Origin of the sequence: Pseudomonas putida (assembly GCF_028682395.1) — a bacterium.
Classification (GTDB): domain Bacteria; phylum Pseudomonadota; class Gammaproteobacteria; order Pseudomonadales; family Pseudomonadaceae; genus Aquipseudomonas; species Aquipseudomonas putida_AB.
Genome location: NZ_JANHLC010000005.1, coordinates 265,599 through 285,682 on the forward strand (window position 1 = coordinate 265,599; position 20,084 = coordinate 285,682).

Consider the following 20,084-nt stretch of genomic DNA (forward strand, 5'->3'; position numbering starts at 1 on the left):
TACCCGGGCAACTAGCGCCCGTGACGACTCAACCACTGCTCACTCAACTCGCGGGCCCGGGCGTCCGCCGCAAACACAGCCTCAAGCTCATCGACCGCAACCACCGGCATCTGCCCCATGACCTCGTCGATGATACTCGCGATCTGCGGATAACGGATGCGCCGTTCAAGAAAGGCCGCTACAGCGACTTCATTGGCCGCATTAAGCACCGCCGGCGCGCTGTTTCCAGCTTCGGCGGCCTGCCGCGCCAGACGCAGGCACGGAAAGCGCACTTCATCGGGCGCCTCGAAGTCCAGACGAGCGATAGCAAACAGGTCCAGCGGCGCAACCCCCGAATCGATCCGCTCAGGCCAGGCCAGTGCATTGGCGATAGGCGTGCGCATATCAGGGTTACCCAACTGCGCAAGCACCGAGCCATCAACGTAATCGACCAGCGAATGAATCACGCTTTGCGGATGGATCACCACCTCTACCTGACTGGGCTTGGCATCGAACAACCAGCACGCCTCGATCAGTTCCAGCCCTTTGTTCATCATGCTCGCCGAATCGACGGAAATCTTGCGCCCCATCGACCAGTTGGGATGAGCACAGGCCTGCTCCGGCGTGACATCTGCCAGTTGCGCCAGCGGCGTCTGGCGGAACGGTCCGCCGGACGCCGTCAACAAAATACGGCGCACACCCACGGCACCCAGGCCGCGGGCGTAATCCGTGGGCAGGCATTGGAAAATCGCATTGTGCTCGCTATCGATCGGCAACAATACCGAGCCACTGCGCCGCACCGCCTGCATAAACAGCGCGCCAGCCATGACCAGCGCTTCCTTGTTGGCCAGCAGAATCTTCTTCCCGGCCTCGACCGCCGCCAGCGTTGGGCGTAGCCCGGCCGCACCGACAATCGCCGCCATCACCGCATCGACTTGCGGATCAGCCGCGACCTGGCACAGCCCGGCCTCGCCGACCAACACTTCGGTCTTCGAGTCGGCCGCGCGCAAACGCTCCTGCAGAGCCCGGGCAGCAACAGCCTCGGGTACCACGGCAAACTGCGGGGCGTGGCGCAGGCACAGCGCGAACAGCTCATTGAGGCGGCTAAAACCACTCAAGGCAAAAACCTGATAGCGCTCTGGGTGACGCGCAATCACATCCAGCGTGCTCAAGCCGATGGAACCGGTTGCCCCCAATACCGTAATGCGTTGCACACGACTCATGGGGCAGCAATCCAGAGCAGCACTGCAAACACGGGAAGTGCAGCAGTCAGGCTGTCGATCCGATCCAGTACGCCGCCATGCCCGGGCAGCAGGTTACTGCTGTCCTTGATCCCCGCCTGGCGCTTGAACATGCTTTCAGTCAGATCGCCCACCACCGAGATAAAGACCAGCACCGCCGCACCCAACAGGCTTGCAAACAAGCGGCCGACACTCCAGCCCTGGGTCAGACCCAGCACCAGGGTCATTGCCAGGCACAGCAACAGACCACCATAGACACCCTCCCAGCTCTTGCCGGGACTGACCTGGGGCGCGAGCTTACGCTTGCCGAAGGCCTTGCCGGAGAAGTAGGCACCGATATCGGCCCCCCACACCAACACCATCACTGCCAGGATCAACCAGTTGCCGGACGGCTGCTGTTTGATGAACAGCAATCCCTGCCAGGCGGGCAGCAGTACCAGCAAGCCAATCAGCAGCTTGCTGGTCGCACTCGACCAGCGGGCGCTGCTCTGTGGAAAGGTCAGTACCAGATAGGTCGCGACGACCCACCAGACCATTGCCGCACCCAACACCCAGGGCGCAAGCCCGGGCAACTGATGCATCACAAACAGCAGTCCAGCCACCAGGGCGCCATAGCCGACCCGCGCCGCCTGGCCCTCGAAGCCCGCCAGGCGCGCCCATTCCCAGGCTCCCAGCGTCACGACCAGGCCGATGAACAGTGCAAAGCCGACACCTTCGAGCAGGAAAAACCCGCACAAGGCCACCGGCAGCAGGATCAGTGCAGTGATGATTCGTTGTTTAAGCATTAAACCCGGGCTCCGGCTTCGATCTGCTCGCTCGTCTTGCCGAAACGGCGCTGACGCGATGCAAAATCGGCCAGCGCATTGCGCATGGCTTCGTGTTTGAAGTCCGGCCAGAACAGGTCGGAGAAGTACAGCTCGGCGTAAGCCAACTGCCATAACAAAAAGTTGCTGATCCGGTGCTCGCCGCCGGTGCGAATACACAGGTCCGGCAAAGGCAGATCACCTGTCGACAGACAGGTCTGCAGTAACTCAGGCGTAATGTCCTGCGGCTGCAGATGCCCGGCCTGAACCTCGCGCGCCAGGCGCTGGGCAGCCTGGGCGATGTCCCATTGACCGCCGTAGTTGGCGGCGATCTGCAGGACCAATCGGTTATCACCTGCCGTAATCGCCTCGGCCTCACGCATCGCAGCCTGTAGCTCAGGATGGAAACGTGTCCGATCACCAATGATCCGCAGGCTGATATTGTTCTCGTTCAGGCGCTTGGCTTCACGGCGCAGCGCCTTGAAGAAAAGATCCATCAAGGCGCTCACTTCGTCCGCCGGCCGCTGCCAGTTCTCACTGGAAAAGGCGAACAGCGTCAAGACCTCGACTCCAGCCTCGGCGCACACCTCGATGACCGCACGGACCGCATCGACACCGGCCTTGTGACCCGCGACACCTGGCAAAAAGCGCTTCTTCGCCCAGCGATTATTACCATCCATGATAATCGCGACATGACGCGGCGCCCCAACGGGCACCGCTTGCTTGGTCTTTTCCATAAAAGCGTACCGACCCTTATACGGCCATCAAATCCGCTTCTTTCTGCTTCACGGCCACTTCGATTTCAGCCACGAACTTATCGGTCAACTTCTGGACATCATCGGCCGCACGACGCTCGTCGTCCTCACTGATTTCCTTTTCCTTGACCAGATCCTTCAGCTGGCTCAAGGCATCACGGCGGATATTGCGCACCGCGATACGGGCATCTTCGGCAGCATCACGCGCCTGTTTGGTGAAGCCCTTGCGGGTCTCTTCCGTCAGCGCAGGCATGGTGATCAGCAGCAGCTCACCCAGGTTGGTCGGGTTGAAACCCAAGCCGGAGCTCTGAATGGCCTTGTCGACCGCAGCCAGCATGTTGCGCTCGAAAGCCACGACCTGCAGGGTGCGCGAATCCTTCACGGTCACGTTGGCGACCTGATTGATCGGCGTATCGGTGCCGTAGTAAGGCACCATCACGCTGCCCAGAATGCTCGGGTGCGCCTGACCGGTACGAATCCGGCCAAAGGCATGCGCCAGGGATTCCAGGGTCTTTTGCATGCGTACCTGGGCGTCTTTCTTGATTTCGTTGATCATTGCTCGCCTTCCTCGATCAGAGTTCCTTCAGCGCCACCGTGCACGATATTCAGCAGGGCGCCGGGCTTGTTCATGTTAAATACGCGCAACGGCATCTTATGGTCACGGCACAGGCAGATGGCCGTGAGATCCATGACACCCAGCTTGCGATCCAGTACTTCATCGTATGTCAGATGATCGAACTTCTCGGCATGCGGGTCTTTGAATGGATCAGCGGTGTATACGCCATCGACCTTGGTCGCCTTGAGCACGACATCGGCATCGATTTCGATCGCTCGCAGGCAGGCGGCGGAATCCGTGGTAAAGAACGGGTTGCCGGTACCGGCAGCGAAGATCACGACCTCTTTGGCGTTCAAATGACGCATGGCCTTGCGACGATCATAGTGATCCGTCACACCGACCATGGAAATGGCCGACATTACGATGGCCGAGATATTCGCACGTTCCAGCGCATCGCGCATCGCCAGCGCGTTCATCACGGTGGCCAACATACCCATGTGGTCGCCCGTCACCCGATCCATGCCGGCCGCGCTGAGCGCCGCCCCACGGAACAGGTTGCCACCACCGATTACCAGGCCCACCTGAACACCGATACCCACCAATTGGCCGACTTCCAGCGCCATGCGATCCAGGACTTTCGGGTCGATCCCGAACTCTTCGGACCCCATCAGGGCCTCGCCGCTAAGCTTGAGTAGAATGCGTTTATAGCGAGCTTGATAACCACTGCCCTGCTGAGCCATTGCGAATCTCTCCTGCGGCGTTTTTTGAAAAAATCTGTGCGGCTGTTTACAGCCTGCGCTTACTCTAGCTCGGCGCGGCTTGCGCGCCATCGGAACACGACTTTGTAAGTCAGTTCCGAGAGGAAGACAAATACTCTCCCCCATTTGAAAAGAGGCTGCGCGCGTGAGCGGGCAGCCTCTTGGGTCGACAGTTTAGAACCGTCTTATTGCTTGCTGGCAGCCACTTGAGCGGCAACTTCTTCAGCGAAGTTGTCGACTGGCTTCTCGATGCCTTCACCTACTTGGAAGCGGACGAAGGAAAGGATTTCAGCGCCGCCATTCTTGGCCAGAGTACCCACGGTAACGTCTGGGTTCTTAACGAATGGCTGCTCGACCAGGCTGGCTTCAGCCAGGAACTTGCTGATACGGCCGCCGATCATTTTCTCGACGATTTCAGCTGGCTTGCCTTTGATCTTGTCTTCGTTGAGGCTCATGAACACGGCTTTCTCGCGCTCGATGGCTTCTGGGGAGACTTGCGACGGCAGCAGGAACTCAGGGTTGCTGGCTGCTACGTGCATGGCGATATCTTTGGCCAGCTCTGGGGTGCCGCCTTTGAGGGCAACCACAACGCCAATCTTGTTGCCGTGCAGGTACGAACCTACAACGTCAGCTTCGATACGTGCCAGGCGACGGATGTTGACGTTTTCGCCGACTTTGGCAACCAGGGCTTCACGCGCAGGTTCCAGAGCGGCGATCAGCGGAGCTGCGTCGGTCAGCTTTTCAGCGAATGCTTTTTCAACGCCGGCAGCGACGAAAGCCTTGAAGTCGTCCTGCAGAGCCAGGAAGTCGGTCTGCGAGTTGACTTCGAGGATAACGGCAGACTTGCCGTCGTCCTTGATTGCGATAGCGCCTTCAGCGGCAACGTTGCCCGCTTTCTTGGCCGCTTTGATGGCGCCCGAGGCACGCATGTCGTCGATCGCTTTTTCGATGTCGCCGCCAGCCTTGGTCAAGGCTTTCTTGCAGTCCATCATGCCTTCGCCGGTACGCTCGCGCAGTTCTTTGACCAACGCTGCAGTAATCTCTGCCATTTCAAAATTCCTCTTGGATAGGTTTTCAACCATTCCACCCGACCGAACGGGCGTTCAATTCTTCCCGAACCATCTTGTTAGCCGCTGCGCATTACAGAAACTGCATCGGCACTGCCGACAAGTGGTTTTCGAGGTGGCAAAAAGGGGGCCAAGCCCCCTTTTTGCTTACTGAGTCAACGCCAAGGCGCTACTTACTCAGCTGCTGCTACCGGAGCTTCTTCGAATACTTCGGTGCCGCCGGCAACGTGGTTGCGGCCAGCGATCACTGCGTCGGCCATTGCACCCATGTACAGCTGGATGGCGCGGATGGCGTCATCGTTGCCTGGGATGATGTAATCAACACCTTCCGGGCTGCTGTTGGTATCGACTACGCCGATAACCGGGATACCCAGCTTGTTGGCTTCGGTGATAGCGATGCGCTCGTGGTCAACGTCGATCACGAACAGAGCGTCTGGCAGACCGCCCATGTCCTTGATACCACCCAGGCTACGATCCAGCTTTTCCAGATCGCGAGAGCGCATCAGCGCCTCTTTCTTGGTCAGCTTGGCGAAGGTGCCGTCTTCGGCTTGCACTTCAAGGTCACGCAGACGCTTGATGGAAGCACGGATGGTTTTGAAGTTGGTCAGCATGCCGCCCAACCAGCGATGGTCGACGTACGGCGAACCGCAACGGGTTGCTTCTTCAGCAACGATCTTGCCAGCCGAACGCTTGGTGCCGACGAACAGAATCTTGTTTTTGCCCTGGGCCAGACGCTCTACGAAAGTCAGAGCTTCGTTGAACATTGGCAGGGTTTTTTCAAGGTTGATGATGTGGATCTTGTTGCGCGCGCCGAAAATGTATTTACCCATTTTCGGGTTCCAGTAACGGGTCTGGTGACCGAAGTGCACACCGGCCTTCAGCATATCGCGCATGTTGACTTGGGACATGATAGTTCCTTGATAAGTCGGGTTAGGCCTCCACGTATCCCAATGACCAACCGCCAGCATCGAGCTGTAGGCACCCAGGTCATCGTGTCGACACGTGTGTGGGTTTGAGCTTTCGGGGGCTATCCCCTGAAAGCGGCGCATTTTATACCACAGGACTCGCAAAAACGAAACCCGCAATGCACCTTGCCGACGGGGACTTTTGCGCCACCCCCGCCAGCCCTGCACAATACCCCGGCCTTATAGAAAGAAGCGATGCCTGCCGGCGCATGTTTTGCCCCGGTCGTCTGATAGAATCGCGCTTTTCGGGCCGGGTAAAGGTGCTGACAACCGCCCCCGTCCTTGTCTGTTTATAGTTGCGTCCCTGAGCGCAAAGAGAGCCTGTATGACCGTTACCCTCAAAACCGCCGAGGACATCGCGAAAATGCGAGTCGCCGGCCGCCTGGCCGCAGAAGTCCTGGAAATGATCGGCGAATACGTCAAACCCGGCGTGACCACCGAGGAACTGGACCGCATCTGCCACGACTATATCGTCAACGTGCAGCAGGCCATTCCCGCACCGCTCAACTACAAGGGTTTCCCCAAGTCGATCTGCACCTCGGTCAACCATGTGGTGTGCCACGGCATCCCCGGTGACAAGGCACTCAAGGATGGCGACACCCTGAACATCGACATCACGGTGATCAAGGATGGCTATCACGGCGACACCAGCAAGATGTTCCATGTCGGCAATGTCCCGGTCTGGGCCGAGCGCCTGTCCCAGGTCACCCAGGAATGCCTGTACAAGGCCATCGAAATTGTTCGCCCGGGCTGCCGCCTTGGCGATATTGGCGAAGTGATCCAGAAGCACGCCGAGAAAAACGGCTTTTCCGTCGTGCGCGAGTTCTGCGGCCACGGCATCGGCAAGGTGTTCCACGAAGAACCGCAGATCCTGCACTACGGTCGTGCCGGCACCGGTATGGAACTCAAGGAAGGTATGACCTTCACCATCGAGCCGATGATCAACCAGGGCAAAGCCGATACCAAGGTGCTGGGCGATGGCTGGACTGCGATCACCAAGGACCGCAAGCTCTCGGCCCAATGGGAGCACACCCTGCTGGTGACTGCCGATGGCTACGAGATCTTCACCCTGCGCAGCGATGACACTATCCCTCGCGTAGCACCCTGATTGATCCTGACGCACGATCTATAGATAGCCGTTTCCGACAGACACTTTTCGATAGCCACAAGGAAAGCCGAACGATGCCCCAGGTGGACCCCGATCTGTTCGACCGCGGCCAGTTCCAGGCGGAACTGGCGCTCAAGTCCAGCCCTATCCCGGCGTTCAAGAAAGCCATCCGCCAGGCACGCGAAGTGCTGGACCAGCGGTTTCGCGAAGGCCGCGAGATTCGCCGGCTGATCGAGGATCGTGCGTGGTTAGTCGACAATATCCTGCGCCAGGCCTGGGCACAGTTCGACTGGAGCGAGGACGCCGATATCGCGCTGGTCGCAGTGGGCGGCTACGGTCGGGGCGAGTTGCACCCTTACTCGGATATCGACCTGCTGATTCTGCTCGACAGCGCCGATCATGAGATCTTTCGCGATTCCATCGAGCGTTTTCTGACCCTGCTCTGGGATATCGGCCTGGAAGTCGGGCAAAGCGTGCGCTCGGTCGCCGAATGTGCCGAAGAAGCCCGGGCCGACCTCACGGTCGTCACCAACCTGATGGAAAGCCGCACCATCGCGGGCCCCGAGGCACTGCGCCTGCGCATGCTGGAAGTGACCAGCACGGCGCACATGTGGCCGAGCAAGGAGTTTTTCCTGGCCAAGCGCGCCGAACAGAAGGCTCGCCACCACAAGTACAACGACACCGAGTACAACCTAGAGCCCAACGTCAAGGGCTCGCCAGGCGGCCTGCGGGATATCCAGACCATCCTCTGGATCGCTCGGCGCCAGTACGGCACCCTGAATCTGCGCGCCCTCGCGGGCGAAGGCTTTTTGGTGGAAAGCGAGAACGCCCTGCTCGCCTCTTCCCAGGAGTTTCTCTGGAAGGTCCGGTACGCCCTGCACATGCTGGCCGGGCGTGCCGAAGATCGGCTGCTGTTCGACCATCAGCGCAGCATCGCCACGCTGCTGGGGTTTGAAGGTGACGATGCCAAGCAGGCCATCGAAAACTTCATGCAGCAGTACTACCGCGTGGTGATGAGCATCGCCCAGCTCAGCGACCTGATCATCCAGCACTTCGAAGAGCTGATCCTCGCCCCGGAAAACGAAGCGCCGCCACAACCGATCAACTCGCGCTTCCAACTGCACGACGGCTATATCGAGGCGGTGAGCCCCAACGTCTTCAAGCGCACACCGTTCGCCATGCTGGAGATTTTCGTGCTGATGGCCCAGCACCCGGAAATCAAGGGTGTACGCGCCGATACCATTCGTCTGCTGCGGGAAAACCGTCACCTGATCGACGACGAGTTCCGCCACGACATCCGCAACACCAGCCTGTTTATCGAGCTGTTCAAGTGCGAGATCGGCATCCACCGCAACCTGCGTCGGATGAACCGCTACGGCATTCTCGGGCGCTATCTGCCGGAGTTCGGCGATATTGTCGGGCAGATGCAGCACGACCTGTTCCACATCTATACGGTCGACGCCCACACACTGAACCTGATCAAGCACCTGCGTAAATTGCAGTACACCCAGGTGTCCGAGAAATTCCCGTTGGCCAGCAAGCTGATGAGCCGTCTGCCCAAGCCGGAGCTGATTTACCTGGCCGGGCTCTACCACGATATCGGCAAGGGCCGGCACGGCGATCACTCCGAACTGGGCGCCGTCGATGCGCAGGCGTTCTGTGCCCGCCACCAGTTGCCGCAATGGGACAGCCGATTGATCGTCTGGCTGGTGCAGAACCACCTGGTGATGTCGACCACGGCCCAGCGCAAGGACCTCTCCGATCCCCAGGTGATCCACGACTTCGCCCAAGTCGTCCACGACCAGACACGCCTGGACTACCTCTACGTGCTGACCGTCGCCGATATCAATGCAACCAACCCCAGCCTGTGGAACTCCTGGCGCGCCAGCCTGTTGCGCCAGCTCTATACCGAGACCAAGCGCGCCCTGCGCCGCGGCCTGGAGAACCCGGTGGATCGTGAAGAGCAGATCCGCCATACCCAGAGCGCCGCGCTGGATATCCTGGTGCGCGCCGGCACCGACCCGGACGATGTCGAGCAACTCTGGTCGCAGCTGGGCGACGACTACTTTCTGCGCCATACCGCCGGCGATGTGGCCTGGCACAGCGACGCGATCCTCCAGCAGCCGGCCGATGGCGGCCCGCTGGTGCTGATCAAGGAAACCACCCAGCGCGAATTCGAAGGGGGTACCCAGATCTTTATCTATGCCCCGGACCAGCACGACTTCTTCGCCGTGACCGTGGCCGCCATGGACCAGCTCAACCTGAACATCCATGACGCCCGGGTCATCACCTCCAGCAGCCAGTTCACCCTCGACACCTATATCGTGCTCGATACCGACGGCGGCTCGATTGGCGACAACCCGGAGCGCATCCAGCAGATCCGCGATGGCCTGACCGAAGCCCTGCGCAACCCCGACGACTACCCGACGATCATCCAGCGCCGCGTACCGCGTCAGCTCAAGCACTTTGCCTTTGACCCGGTGGTGACCATCCACAACGACGCCCAGCGCCCAGTGACCGTGCTCGAACTCAGCGCCCCGGACCGTCCGGGCCTGCTGGCGCGCATCGGCAAGATTTTCCTGGAGTTCGACCTGTCGTTGCAGAACGCCAAGATTGCGACCCTGGGCGAACGCGTGGAAGACGTGTTCTTCATTACCGATGCGAACAACCAGCCACTGTCCGACCCGCTACTGTGCAGCCGCCTGCAGGCGGCAATCGTCGAACAACTGCGCGTCAACCACGAACCCAATGCCGAACTGACGCGCCTGAGTATCTGACGGCGCGACATGCCCCATCGAGTGAGACCCCGTACCGATGAACAACGCTCTGAACCAGTTGCAACCCTACCCGTTCGAGAAACTGCGCGCCCTGCTCGCCAGCGTGACGCCCAATGCCGACAAGCGCGCCATCGCACTGTCCATCGGCGAACCCAAGCACCGCTCGCCGGCCTTTGTCGCCGAGGCCCTGGCCAGCAATCTCGAGCAGATGGCGGTCTACCCGACGACCCTGGGCATCCCGGCCCTGCGCGAAGCGATTGCGCAGTGGTGCGAACGCCGCTTCAGCGTGCCGAGCGGCTGGCTCGATCCGGCCCGCCACGTGCTGCCGGTCAATGGCACCCGTGAAGCGCTGTTCGCCTTTACCCAAACGGTGGTCAACCGTGGCGATGACGCGCTGGTCGTCAGCCCGAACCCCTTCTACCAAATCTACGAAGGCGCGGCTTTCCTCGCCGGAGCCAAGCCGCACTACCTGCCGTGCCTGGACGAAAACGGTTTCAACCCGGATTTCGACGCGGTCCCGGCCGAGGTCTGGCAGCGCTGCCAGATTCTGTTCCTGTGCTCGCCCGGCAACCCCACCGGCGCGCTGATCCCACTGGACACCCTGAAAAAGCTGATCGCCCTGGCCGACGAGCACGACTTTGTGATCGCCGCCGACGAGTGCTACAGCGAGCTGTACTTCGACGAGCAAACCCCACCGCCCGGCCTGCTCAGCGCCTGCGTGGCCCTGGGGCGCAACGACTTCAAGCGCTGCGTGGTGTTCCATAGCCTGTCCAAGCGCTCCAACCTGCCGGGCCTGCGTTCGGGCTTCGTCGCCGGCGATGCGCAGATCCTCAAGGCCTTCCTGCTCTATCGCACCTATCACGGCTGCGCGATGCCGGTGCAAACCCAGTTGGCAAGCATCGCCGCCTGGAACGACGAAGCCCATGTGCGCGCCAACCGCGACCTGTATCGGGAGAAGTTCGACGCGGTGCTGGAGATTCTCGGCCCGGTACTCGATGTCCAGCGTCCCGACGGCGGCTTCTATCTGTGGCCGAATGTCGAAGGCGACGACGCCGAGTTCTGCCGCGCGCTGTTTGCCGAGGAACATGTGACCGTGGTTCCCGGCTCCTACCTGTCGCGCGAAGTCGACGGTTTCAATCCGGGTGCCGGGCGGGTCCGCCTGGCACTGGTTGCGCCACTGGCCGAATGCGTCGAAGCCGCCGAGCGGATGCGCGACTTTATCCAGAAGCGCAAGTAAGGCTACCCTCCCGGCCGGTTCATGCCTGGGGCAATGAACCGGCCGGGACGCTTACTTCACGGTCCCCAGGTTGGCCTCGCTCATATCCAGGTCGGCCAGCACCTCACGCAACACATCATCGCCGATCTGGTGATGCCGACTGAGGCTGTACAACTCCAGGCGCTGCGCCCGTAGTGCCTTCAAGCGCAGACGCCGCTCCAGCAGATCCATTTGCGACGCCAGGGCCTGGGCCTCGGCGGAGTCGTTGAAGACCTCCAACTGATGCCGATACTCGGACATGATCCGCGCCTTCAATTCAGCGGACAGCGCTGCCTGGGCGGCATCCTGGCTGCTATCCGCCTCGTTGAGTTCTTCGTTTTCCAGGGCATGGATCGCCGCTTCCGCGGTTTTGCGCCAGGCTTCCCGGATCTCGCTGCGGCGCTTGTCATCCGGACTTTTCGCAATGCCGCGCAGCAACAGTGGCAAGGTGATACAGGCCGCGATCAGTGACAACAGGATCACCCCGGCGGCAATAAAGATCAGCAGGTCGCGCTCCGGAAAATTCTGCCCCGGGGCGAGCAGCAGGGGCACCGACATCACACCCGCCAGCGTCACCGCCCCGCGCACGCCGCCCACGGTAAGCAGCCAGCAGGAGCGCGCAGTCGGCACCAGGGTCAGTTCACCCTTGCCGCGCCAGCGGCGCAGCCAGCCGGACAATCGCCAGATGCTCTGCACCCAGATAAAACGCAGCACCAGCAGCACCAGGAAGATCGCCACCACATCCAGGCAGCGATAGAACAGTGTCGGCCACAGCGTAGTTTCATGGCTGACCACTGCCTTGATGATGTCCGGCAATTGCAGGCCCAGCAGCAGGAAGATCAGCCCGTTGAACGCAAATTCCAGCAGCGACCAGACACTGCGATTGAGCAGGCGCGTACTGGTCTGGCGCGGCAACAGGTCGAGCCAGCTCTGCATCATCCCCGCCGCGACCGCAGACAGAATCCCCGAAGCGCCCAGACGTTCGGCCAGCACATAGGCGGCGAACGGCAGCAGCAACATAAACACCACGTGAGTGGCCGGATCGTCCCAACCCCGGGCAATCATCCAGGCGCGCAAGCGTCCGACCAGCCAGCTCAGGGCGACACCAATCGCCAAGCCGCCGCAAGCCACCAACACGAAGGTCAGGCTGGCATTGGCCAGGGAGAACACCCCGGTAATCGCCGCGACCAAGGCAAATTTAAAGGTCACCAGGCCGGTCGCGTCGTTCATCAGCGCTTCGCCCTGAAGCATATGCATCAAGGGCGCGGGCAGGCGGTCCTGGGAAATCGCCGACACCGCCACGGCATCCGTGGGCGACAGCACCGCGGCCAGGGCAAAGGCCACCGCCAGGGGAATATCCGGCAAGAGCCAATGAATGAAATAGCCAGCACCCACCACGGTAAACAGCACCAGGCCGACGGCCAGGGTCAGGATCGGCCCACGCAGGCGCCAGAACTCGCGCTTGGGCATACGCCAACCATCGGAAAATAGCAGCGGCGGTAAGAACAGAAATAGAAACAGCTCGGGGTCCAGGGCCACATGCAGCCCCAGGGTTGGCCACGCCAGCAGGGCGCCGGCGGTAATCTGCACCAGGGGCAAAGGCAGGGGAATCAACCGGCCCAGCAACCGTGAAACGCCGACCAGCATCAGCAGAATAAGGACGGTGTAAGCCGTTTGCATAAGCGATAGGGTCCCGTATGAAAGCCATTGAAGAAATATGGGGAAACAGTTCGCCATTCCAATGCCATATTAGCCGCTTAGACTGCCGGCCGACCGCTGCACATAAGTCGAAGTCCCCCGATGAACATGTAACACAATGATTCGAGCATCAGCCACAGCCAGCGCCGAACCCGTCCGGCCATGGCATAATCCCGGACCTTTGAATTCCCGTATGACCAAAAGGGGGCAATCCTGTGACCGACTCAAGCAAAACGTTGCACCTTTTCGGCATCAAAGCGTGCGACACCATGAAAAAAGCTCGCACCTGGCTCGATGAGAAAGGCGTGAACTATGCGTTTCACGACTACAAGAGCGCAGGCATCGACCGTGAACACCTGACGCAGTGGTGCAACGAACACGGCTGGCAAACCGTGCTGAACCGTGCCGGTACGACCTTTCGCAAACTCGACGACGAACACAAAGCCGATCTCGACCAGGCGAAAGCAATCGAACTGATGCTGGCACAACCCTCGATGATCAAGCGCCCGGTGCTCGATCTCGGCGACCGAACCCTGATTGGCTTCAAGCCAGATATCTATGCGGCAGCTATCCATTAAGGCTGTCCATCCATTTTCGTAAGAGGTATTTGCATGTCCGCTACCCTGTTCAGCCTGGCCTTCGGCGTCGGCACCCAGAATCGTCAAGGCACCTGGCTGGAAGTGTTCTACGCCCAGCCATTGCTTAACCCTTCGGCCGAACTGGTCGCCGCCGTTGCGCCGATCCTCGGCTACACCGAAGGCAACCAGGCTATCGCCTTCACCACCGCCCAGGCTTCCCAACTGGCCGACGCCCTGAAGGGTATCGACGCGGCCCAGGCAGCCCTGCTGACCCGCCTGGCCGAAAGCCACAAGCCGCTGATCGCCACCCTGCTGGCCGAAGATGCCGCCCTGACGTCCACGCCTGAGGCCTACCTCAAGCTGCACCTGCTCTCCCACCGCCTGGCCAAGCCCCACGGCCTGAGCCTGGCCGGGATCTTCCCGCTGCTGCCAAACGTGGCCTGGACCAGCCAGGGCGCCATCGACCTGGGCGAACTGGCCGAGCGTCAATTGGAAGCCCGCCTGCGTGGCGAGCTGCTGGAAGTGTTCTCGGTGGACAAGTTCCCGAAAATGACCGACTACGTCGTGCCGAGCGGCGTGCGTATCGCTGACAGCGCGCGGATTCGCCTGGGCGCCTACATCGGCGAAGGCACCACCGTCATGCACGAAGGCTTCGTCAACTTCAACGCCGGCACCGAAGGTCCGGGCATGATCGAAGGCCGCGTATCGGCCGGTGTGTTCGTCGGCAAGGGTTCGGACCTGGGCGGCGGTTGCTCGACCATGGGTACCCTGTCCGGTGGCGGCAACATCGTGATCAAGGTCGGTGAAGGCTGCCTGATCGGCGCCAACGCCGGTATCGGTATTCCCCTGGGCGACCGCAACACCGTGGAGTCGGGCCTGTACGTGACCGCCGGCACCAAAGTGGCACTGCTCGACGAGAACAACCAACTGGTCAAGGTCGTCAAGGCCCGTGACCTGGCCGGCCAGCCGGATCTGTTGTTCCGTCGCAACTCGGAAACCGGCGCCGTGGAATGCAAGACCCACAAGTCGGCCATCGAGCTGAACGAAGCGCTGCACGCTCACAACTAAGCAGCATTGAGCGGGCCCGGATCCGGGCCCGCCCACGCTCACCAGAGCCGACCATCATGTTATTGCCCTCCCCCTGGCGCGCCGACTTCCCGGCAATCGCCGCCCTGCAACGCCAGGACCAGACCTATCTGGACAGCGCTGCCACCACGCAAAAGCCCCAAGCCCTGCTCGATGCCCTGACGCACTACTACGCCAACGGCGCAGCCAATGTGCACCGTGCCCAGCATTTACCCGGCGCCCATGCGACCCAGGCGTTCGAAGACAGCCGGAACAAGGTCGGGCAATGGCTCAACAGCGGCGACAGCGGGCAGATCGTCTTTACCCACGGTGCCACCTCGGCCCTGAATCTGCTGGCCTACGGCCTGGAACACACATTCTCCCAGGGCGACCAGATCGTTGTCAGCGCCCTGGAACATCACGCCAACCTGCTGCCCTGGCAACAACTGGCGCTGCGACGCGGCCTTGAACTGGTGGTATTGCCACTGGACAGCCAAGGCCTGATCGACCTTGAAGCAGCGGCCGGCCTGATCGGCCCGCGCACCCGCCTGGTCGCCCTTAGCCAATTGTCCAACGTGCTCGGTGCCTGGCAGCCATTGCCGGCGCTGCTGGCAATGGCCAGGCAGCACGGCGCGCTCAGCGTGGTCGATGGCGCTCAGGGCGTGGTCCACGGCCGCCATGATCTCCAAGCCCTGGACTGCGACTTCTATGTCTTTTCCAGCCACAAGCTCTATGGCCCGGACGGCCTGGGCGTACTCCATGGCCGCCATGACGCCTTGCAGCGCCTGCGCCACTGGCAGTTTGGTGGCGAGATGGTCCAGGACGCCGACTATCACGCCGCCCGCTTTCGCCCCGCGCCATTGGGCTTCGAAGCCGGTACGCCGCCGATCGCCAGCGTGATCGGCCTGGGCGCCAGCCTCGACTACCTCGCCACCCTCGATCAGAGTGCCGTGCACACCCATGAAGCCGCGCTGCATGCGCATCTGCTGCAAGGCCTGCAAGTGCGCAAAGGCATCCGCCTGCTGGGCGCGCCGCAGGTGGCCCTGGCCAGCTTCGTGGTCGAAGGCGTGCATAACGCCGACCTGGCCCATCTGCTGACCGACCAGGGCATTGCGGTGCGGGCCGGTCATCACTGTGCGATGCCGCTGCTCAAACGCCTTGGCCTGCCAGGTGCGATCCGCGTCTCCCTTGGGCTGTACAACGACTCTGCCGACCTGGAGCGCTTCTTCGAAGCCCTGGACCAGGCCCTGGATCTGCTGCGATGACGCTCCCCGACGAAGCACTGGCCGCCTTGCAGGCCTTTGAGGCCGCCGCCGGCTGGGAACAGCGCGCGCGTCTGCTGATGCAATGGGGCGAACGCCTGCCCGCCTTGAGCGATGAAGATCGCAACGAAGCGCACCGTGTGCATGGCTGCGAAAGCCAGGTCTGGCTGAAGGGCGAACTGCGCGAAGGTCATTGGCATTTTGCCGCCGCCAGCGATGCGCGCCTGATTCGCGGGCTACTGGCATTGCTGCTGGTACGGGTCAACGGTTTATCCGGCGATGCCCTGCAAGAGGTCGACCTGACAGACTGGTTCAACCAACTGGGGCTGTCGCGCCAGCTTTCGCCGTCGCGCAGCAACGGCCTGAATGCCGTCCTGCAACGCATGCGCGACCTCCAGGCCTCACCTGCGCTGTAGGAGCGAGCGGGCTGGCAGCGTGATTACCCCGCCTTGACCCGCTCCGCCGGCCGCCGCACCCCGGCCACGATCTTGTCCACCGCCTTGGTGGCGGCGACCATGCCAAAGGTCGCGGTCACCATCATCACCGCCCCAAACCCACCGGCGCAGTCGAGCTTGACGCCGTCACCGACAAAGCTCTTCTGCAGGCAGATGCTGCCATCGGGCTTCGGATAGCGCAGTTGCTCGGTGGAAAACACACAAGGCACGCTGTAGTGGCGAGTCACGGTGCGCGAAAAGCCGTAGTCACGGCGCAGGGTCGAGCGCACCTTGGACGCCAGCGGGTCGTTGAAGGTGCGATTCAGGTCGCAGACCTGGATCAGCGTCGGATCGATCTGCCCACCGGCCCCGCCAGTGGTGATGATCTGGATCTTGCGGCGCTTGCACCAGGCAATCAGCGCGGCCTTGGCATTGACGCTGTCGATGCAGTCGATCACACAATCGATATTCGGCGTAATGTATTCGGCCATGGTTTCACGGGTCACGAAGTCCGCCACTGCATGGACCTTGCAGTCTGGATTGATACCGCGCAGGCGTTCAGCCATGACCTCCACCTTCGCCTGGCCCACCGTGCTGGCCAGCGCATGCAACTGGCGATTGCTGTTACTGACACAGACATCATCCAGGTCGAACAGCGAGATCTCGCCCACCCCGGAACGCGCCATGGCTTCCGCCGCCCAGGAGCCCACGCCACCGACGCCGACAATCGCCACATGGGCCGCGCGCAAGCGCTCCAGGCCTTCGACGCCATACAACCGGGCAATACCGGCAAACCGTGGATCTTCTGTACTCATGACCATCACCCAAAAAACCGGCGCGCAGTATAAGGCCCGGCGCCGCGCAGAACACCTTTAAGGCATGAACGGCGCCATCCTCTGCTTTAATTACCCGGCAGGCCCACGCGCGGTTGTGCCACGCGCCACCGGCAAGAACTTAAGCGCAATTGCAGTGCCCAAGCTCGGCCTCTGCCGATCAACATGTGCCATTGCGCTCATGCCAGTGTAGGATTCCCGCCGCCTGGCGCAGGTGCTCTTCTGGACGTTGCGCCCTTTTTTGGAACCCGAGCTCTCTATGTCATCGCGTAAATTTGGACTTAACCTGGTGGTCGTGGTGGCAATCGCCGCCCTGTTCACCGGTTTCTGGGCGCTGATCAATCGCCCGGTATCGGCGCCCAACTGGCCCGAGCATATTTCCGGCTTCTCCTACTCGCCATTCCAGCAGGGTCAGTACCCGCAGAAGGCCCAGTTTCCATCGGACGATGAAATGCGTCGCGACCTGGAGATCATGAGCAAGCTGACCGATAACATTCGAACCTACTCGGTCGACGGCACCCTGGGCGATATCCCCAAGCTGGCCGAAGAGTTTGGCCTGCGGGTGACCCTGGGGATCTGGATCAGCCCGGACCTGGAGCGCAATGAGCGCGAAATCCAGCGCGCCATCGAAATCGCCAATACCTCGCGCAGTGTCGTGCGGGTGGTGGTCGGCAACGAAGCGATCTACCGCAAGGAGATCACCGCCGAGGAACTGGCTGTGCTGATCGATCGTGTCAGGGCCGCGGTCAAGGTGCCGGTCACCACCTCCGAGCAATGGCACGTCTGGGAAGAAAACCCGGGCCTGGCCAAGCATGTCGACCTGATCGCCGCCCACATCCTGCCGTACTGGGAATTTGTGCCCGTCGACAAGGCTGGCCAGTTCGTTCTGGATCGCGCCCGTGATCTGAAGAAAATGTTCCCGAAAAAACCGCTGCTGCTGTCCGAGGTCGGCTGGCCGAGTAACGGCCGCATGCGCGGTGGCGCCGATGCCACGCCAGCAGACCAGGCCATCTACCTGCGGACCCTGGTGAACAAACTCAACCGCCAGGGCTTCAACTACTTTGTGATCGAAGCCTTCGACCAGCCTTGGAAAGCCAGCGACGAAGGTTCGGTAGGTGCGTACTGGGGTGTCTACAATGCCGCGCGCCAGCAGAAGTTCAACTTCGAAGGCCCGGTGGTCGCGATCCCCCAATGGCGGGTCCTGGCCATCGGCTCGGTGGTCCTGGCCATGCTCTCCCTGGCCCTGCTGCTGATCGACGGCTCGGCTCTGCGCCAGCGCGGCCGCACCTTCCTGACCTTTATCGCGTTCCTCTGCGGCTCGGTGCTGGTCTGGATCGGCTACGACTACAGCCAGCAATACAGCACCTGGTTCAGCCTGACGGTGGGCTTTCTCCTCGCCCTGGGTGCGCTGGGGGTCTTTATCGTGCTGCTGACCGAGGCCCATGAATTGGCCGAAGCGGTCTGGACGCACAAGCGCCGGCGCGAATTCCTGCCGGTAGTCGGCGAGTCGGACTACCGACCGAAAGTCTCGATCCATGTGCCGTGCTACAACGAGCCGCCGGACATGGTCAAACAGACCCTCGATGCCCTGGCCAACCTCGACTACCCGGACTTCGAAGTCCTGATCATCGACAACAACACCAAGGACCCGGCCGTCTGGGAACCGGTACAGGCTTACTGCCAAACCCTGGGCCCGCGCTTCAAGTTCTTCCACGTCGCGCCCCTGGCCGGATTCAAGGGCGGGGCGCTGAACTACCTGATCCCGCATACCGCCCCGGATGCCGAAGTGATCGCGGTGATCGACTCGGACTACTGCGTCGACCCCAATTGGCTCAAGCACATGGTCCCGCACTTCGCCGATCCGAAGATTGCCGTGGTGCAGTCACCCCAGGACTATCGCGACCAGAACGAAAGCACCTTCAAGAAGCTCTGCTACTCCGAATACAAGGGTTTCTTCCACATCGGCATGGTCACCCGCAACGACCGCGACGCGATTATCCAGCACGGCACCATGACCATGACCCGCCGCTCGGTGCTCGAAGAGCTGGGCTGGGCCGACTGGTGCATCTGCGAGGATGCCGAGCTGGGCCTGCGGGTCTTCGAAAAAGGCCTGTCTGCGGCCTACTACCACCACAGCTACGGCAAGGGCCTGATGCCCGATACCTTTATCGACTTCAAGAAGCAGCGTTTCCGCTGGGCCTATGGAGCGATCCAGATCATCAAGCGGCACACCTCCAGCCTGTTGCGTGGCAAGGACACCCAACTGACCCGTGGCCAGCGCTACCACTTCCTGGCGGGCTGGCTGCCGTGGGTGGCCGATGGCATGAACATCTTCTTCACCGTCGGTGCCCTGCTCTGGTCGGCCGCGATGATCATCGTGCCGACACGGGTCGATCCGCCGTTGTTGATTTTCGCGATCCCACCGCTGGCGTTGTTTGTGTTCAAGGTCGGCAAGATCATTTTCCTCTACCGCCGCGCGGTCGGGGTCAACCTCAAGGACGCGTTCGCGGCGGCCCTGGCCGGTCTGGCGCTGTCCCATACCATCGCCAAAGCGGTGCTGTACGGTTTCTTCACCAGCAGTATTCCGTTCTTCCGCACGCCGAAGAATGCCGATAATCACGGCTTCTGGGTGGCGATCTCGGAGGCTCGCGAGGAACTGTTCATCATGCTGCTGCTCTGGGGCGCGGCGCTGGGTATCTGCCTGGTGCAGGGCCTGCCGAGCAACGACATGCGCTTCTGGGTGACCATGTTGCTGGTGCAGTCGCTGCCGTACCTGGCGGCCCTGATCATGGCCTTCCTTTCGTCGCTGCCCAAACCGGACGCAAAGGACGCGCCTGACCCCGCCGCCTAATTCGACGGCAATGCACTAAACGGCGGCCTCTGGTCGCCGTTTTGCTTTAAGATAACCGCCATTTTGCGCCCTGCCTGTAGGGCCGAGCTGGCCCGCTGA

17 protein-coding genes are annotated in these 20,084 nt (G+C 61.5%); 8 read left to right on the forward strand and 9 right to left on the reverse strand.

Annotation, left to right across the window (positions count from 1 at the left end; all coding sequences use genetic code 11):
* Window positions 1-11: 11 nt before the first annotated feature.
* The 7 genes from ispC to rpsB all read right to left on the reverse strand — a co-directional run bounded on the left by ispC (window position 12) and on the right by rpsB (window position 6,067).
* A complete protein-coding gene (gene ispC / locus NPS46_RS15095) occupies window positions 12-1,202 on the reverse strand; it encodes a 1-deoxy-D-xylulose-5-phosphate reductoisomerase (RefSeq protein ID WP_274108467.1) in 1,191 nt (396 codons plus the stop codon).
* On the reverse strand, window positions 1,199-2,005 hold the full coding sequence (locus tag NPS46_RS15100; protein ID WP_274108468.1) for a phosphatidate cytidylyltransferase: 807 nt from the start codon (window positions 2,003-2,005) through the stop codon (window positions 1,199-1,201). Before NPS46_RS15100 ends, ispC begins: the two co-directional genes overlap by 4 nt.
* Entirely contained in the window at window positions 2,005-2,760 is a 756-nt protein-coding gene (gene uppS / locus NPS46_RS15105; protein WP_274108469.1) for a polyprenyl diphosphate synthase, read from the reverse strand. Before uppS ends, NPS46_RS15100 begins: the two co-directional genes overlap by 1 nt.
* Window positions 2,761-2,776: 16 nt before the next feature.
* Entirely contained in the window at window positions 2,777-3,334 is a 558-nt protein-coding gene (frr, locus tag NPS46_RS15110; protein WP_274108470.1) for a ribosome recycling factor, read from the reverse strand.
* A complete protein-coding gene (pyrH, locus tag NPS46_RS15115) occupies window positions 3,331-4,074 on the reverse strand; it encodes a UMP kinase (protein WP_019692086.1) in 744 nt (247 codons plus the stop codon). The genes frr and pyrH overlap by 4 nt, the downstream gene beginning before the upstream one ends.
* A 203-nt stretch (window positions 4,075-4,277) precedes the next feature.
* Entirely contained in the window at window positions 4,278-5,141 is an 864-nt protein-coding gene (tsf, locus tag NPS46_RS15120; RefSeq protein ID WP_274108553.1) for a translation elongation factor Ts, read from the reverse strand.
* A gap of 191 nt (window positions 5,142-5,332) precedes the next feature.
* On the reverse strand, window positions 5,333-6,067 hold the full coding sequence (rpsB, locus tag NPS46_RS15125; RefSeq protein WP_274108471.1) for a 30S ribosomal protein S2: 735 nt from the start codon (window positions 6,065-6,067) through the stop codon (window positions 5,333-5,335).
* A gap of 382 nt (window positions 6,068-6,449) precedes the next feature.
* Between rpsB and map the strand changes: the two genes are divergently transcribed.
* The 3 genes from map to dapC all read left to right on the forward strand — a co-directional run bounded on the left by map (window position 6,450) and on the right by dapC (window position 11,246).
* Window positions 6,450-7,232 carry a type I methionyl aminopeptidase gene (gene map, locus NPS46_RS15130; RefSeq protein ID WP_274108472.1) on the forward strand — a complete coding sequence of 261 codons (783 nt, stop codon included), beginning with the start codon at window positions 6,450-6,452 and terminating at the stop codon, window positions 7,230-7,232.
* Window positions 7,233-7,306: 74 nt separating this feature from the next.
* Complete coding sequence (locus NPS46_RS15135) at window positions 7,307-10,009, forward strand: [protein-PII] uridylyltransferase (RefSeq protein ID WP_274108473.1); 2,703 nt, start codon at window positions 7,307-7,309, stop codon at window positions 10,007-10,009.
* Window positions 10,010-10,046: 37 nt separating this feature from the next.
* Complete coding sequence (gene dapC / locus NPS46_RS15140; protein ID WP_274108474.1) at window positions 10,047-11,246, forward strand: succinyldiaminopimelate transaminase; 1,200 nt, start codon at window positions 10,047-10,049, stop codon at window positions 11,244-11,246.
* Window positions 11,247-11,297: 51 nt separating this feature from the next.
* On the opposite strand, the gene NPS46_RS15145 is transcribed toward dapC, so the two are convergent.
* A complete protein-coding gene (locus NPS46_RS15145) occupies window positions 11,298-12,944 on the reverse strand; it encodes a Na+/H+ antiporter (RefSeq protein WP_274108475.1) in 1,647 nt (548 codons plus the stop codon).
* Between the two features lie 233 nt (window positions 12,945-13,177).
* Here NPS46_RS15145 and NPS46_RS15150 point away from each other — a divergent pair, with 233 nt between their 5' ends.
* From NPS46_RS15150 to NPS46_RS15165, 4 genes are read left to right on the forward strand one after another with little or no spacing between them, the layout of a single operon-like run.
* Window positions 13,178-13,540: an ArsC family reductase gene (locus NPS46_RS15150; protein WP_274108476.1), complete on the forward strand. Its 363-nt coding sequence runs from the start codon at window positions 13,178-13,180 to the stop codon at window positions 13,538-13,540.
* A gap of 33 nt (window positions 13,541-13,573) precedes the next feature.
* Window positions 13,574-14,608 (forward strand): 2,3,4,5-tetrahydropyridine-2,6-dicarboxylate N-succinyltransferase, encoded by a 1,035-nt coding sequence (gene dapD, locus NPS46_RS15155; protein ID WP_274108477.1) that lies wholly within the window; start codon window positions 13,574-13,576, stop codon window positions 14,606-14,608.
* Between the two features lie 56 nt (window positions 14,609-14,664).
* Window positions 14,665-15,870, forward strand: a complete 1,206-nt coding sequence (locus NPS46_RS15160) for an aminotransferase class V-fold PLP-dependent enzyme (RefSeq protein ID WP_274108478.1) — start codon at window positions 14,665-14,667, stop codon at window positions 15,868-15,870.
* Entirely contained in the window at window positions 15,867-16,283 is a 417-nt protein-coding gene (locus tag NPS46_RS15165) for a SufE family protein (protein ID WP_274108479.1), read from the forward strand. Before NPS46_RS15160 ends, NPS46_RS15165 begins: the two co-directional genes overlap by 4 nt.
* Window positions 16,284-16,306: 23 nt before the next feature.
* Here the strand turns inward: NPS46_RS15165 and tcdA are convergent, their stop codons facing one another.
* Window positions 16,307-17,116 (reverse strand): tRNA cyclic N6-threonylcarbamoyladenosine(37) synthase TcdA, encoded by an 810-nt coding sequence (tcdA, locus tag NPS46_RS15170; RefSeq protein ID WP_274108480.1) that lies wholly within the window; start codon window positions 17,114-17,116, stop codon window positions 16,307-16,309.
* A 277-nt stretch (window positions 17,117-17,393) separates the two neighbouring features.
* On the opposite strand from tcdA, the gene NPS46_RS15175 reads away from it, so the two are divergent.
* The gene (locus NPS46_RS15175; protein WP_274108481.1) at window positions 17,394-19,985 is read left to right on the forward strand and encodes a glycosyltransferase; all 2,592 of its coding nucleotides are present in this window, start codon (window positions 17,394-17,396) and stop codon (window positions 19,983-19,985) included.
* Window positions 19,986-20,084 lie beyond the last annotated feature (99 nt).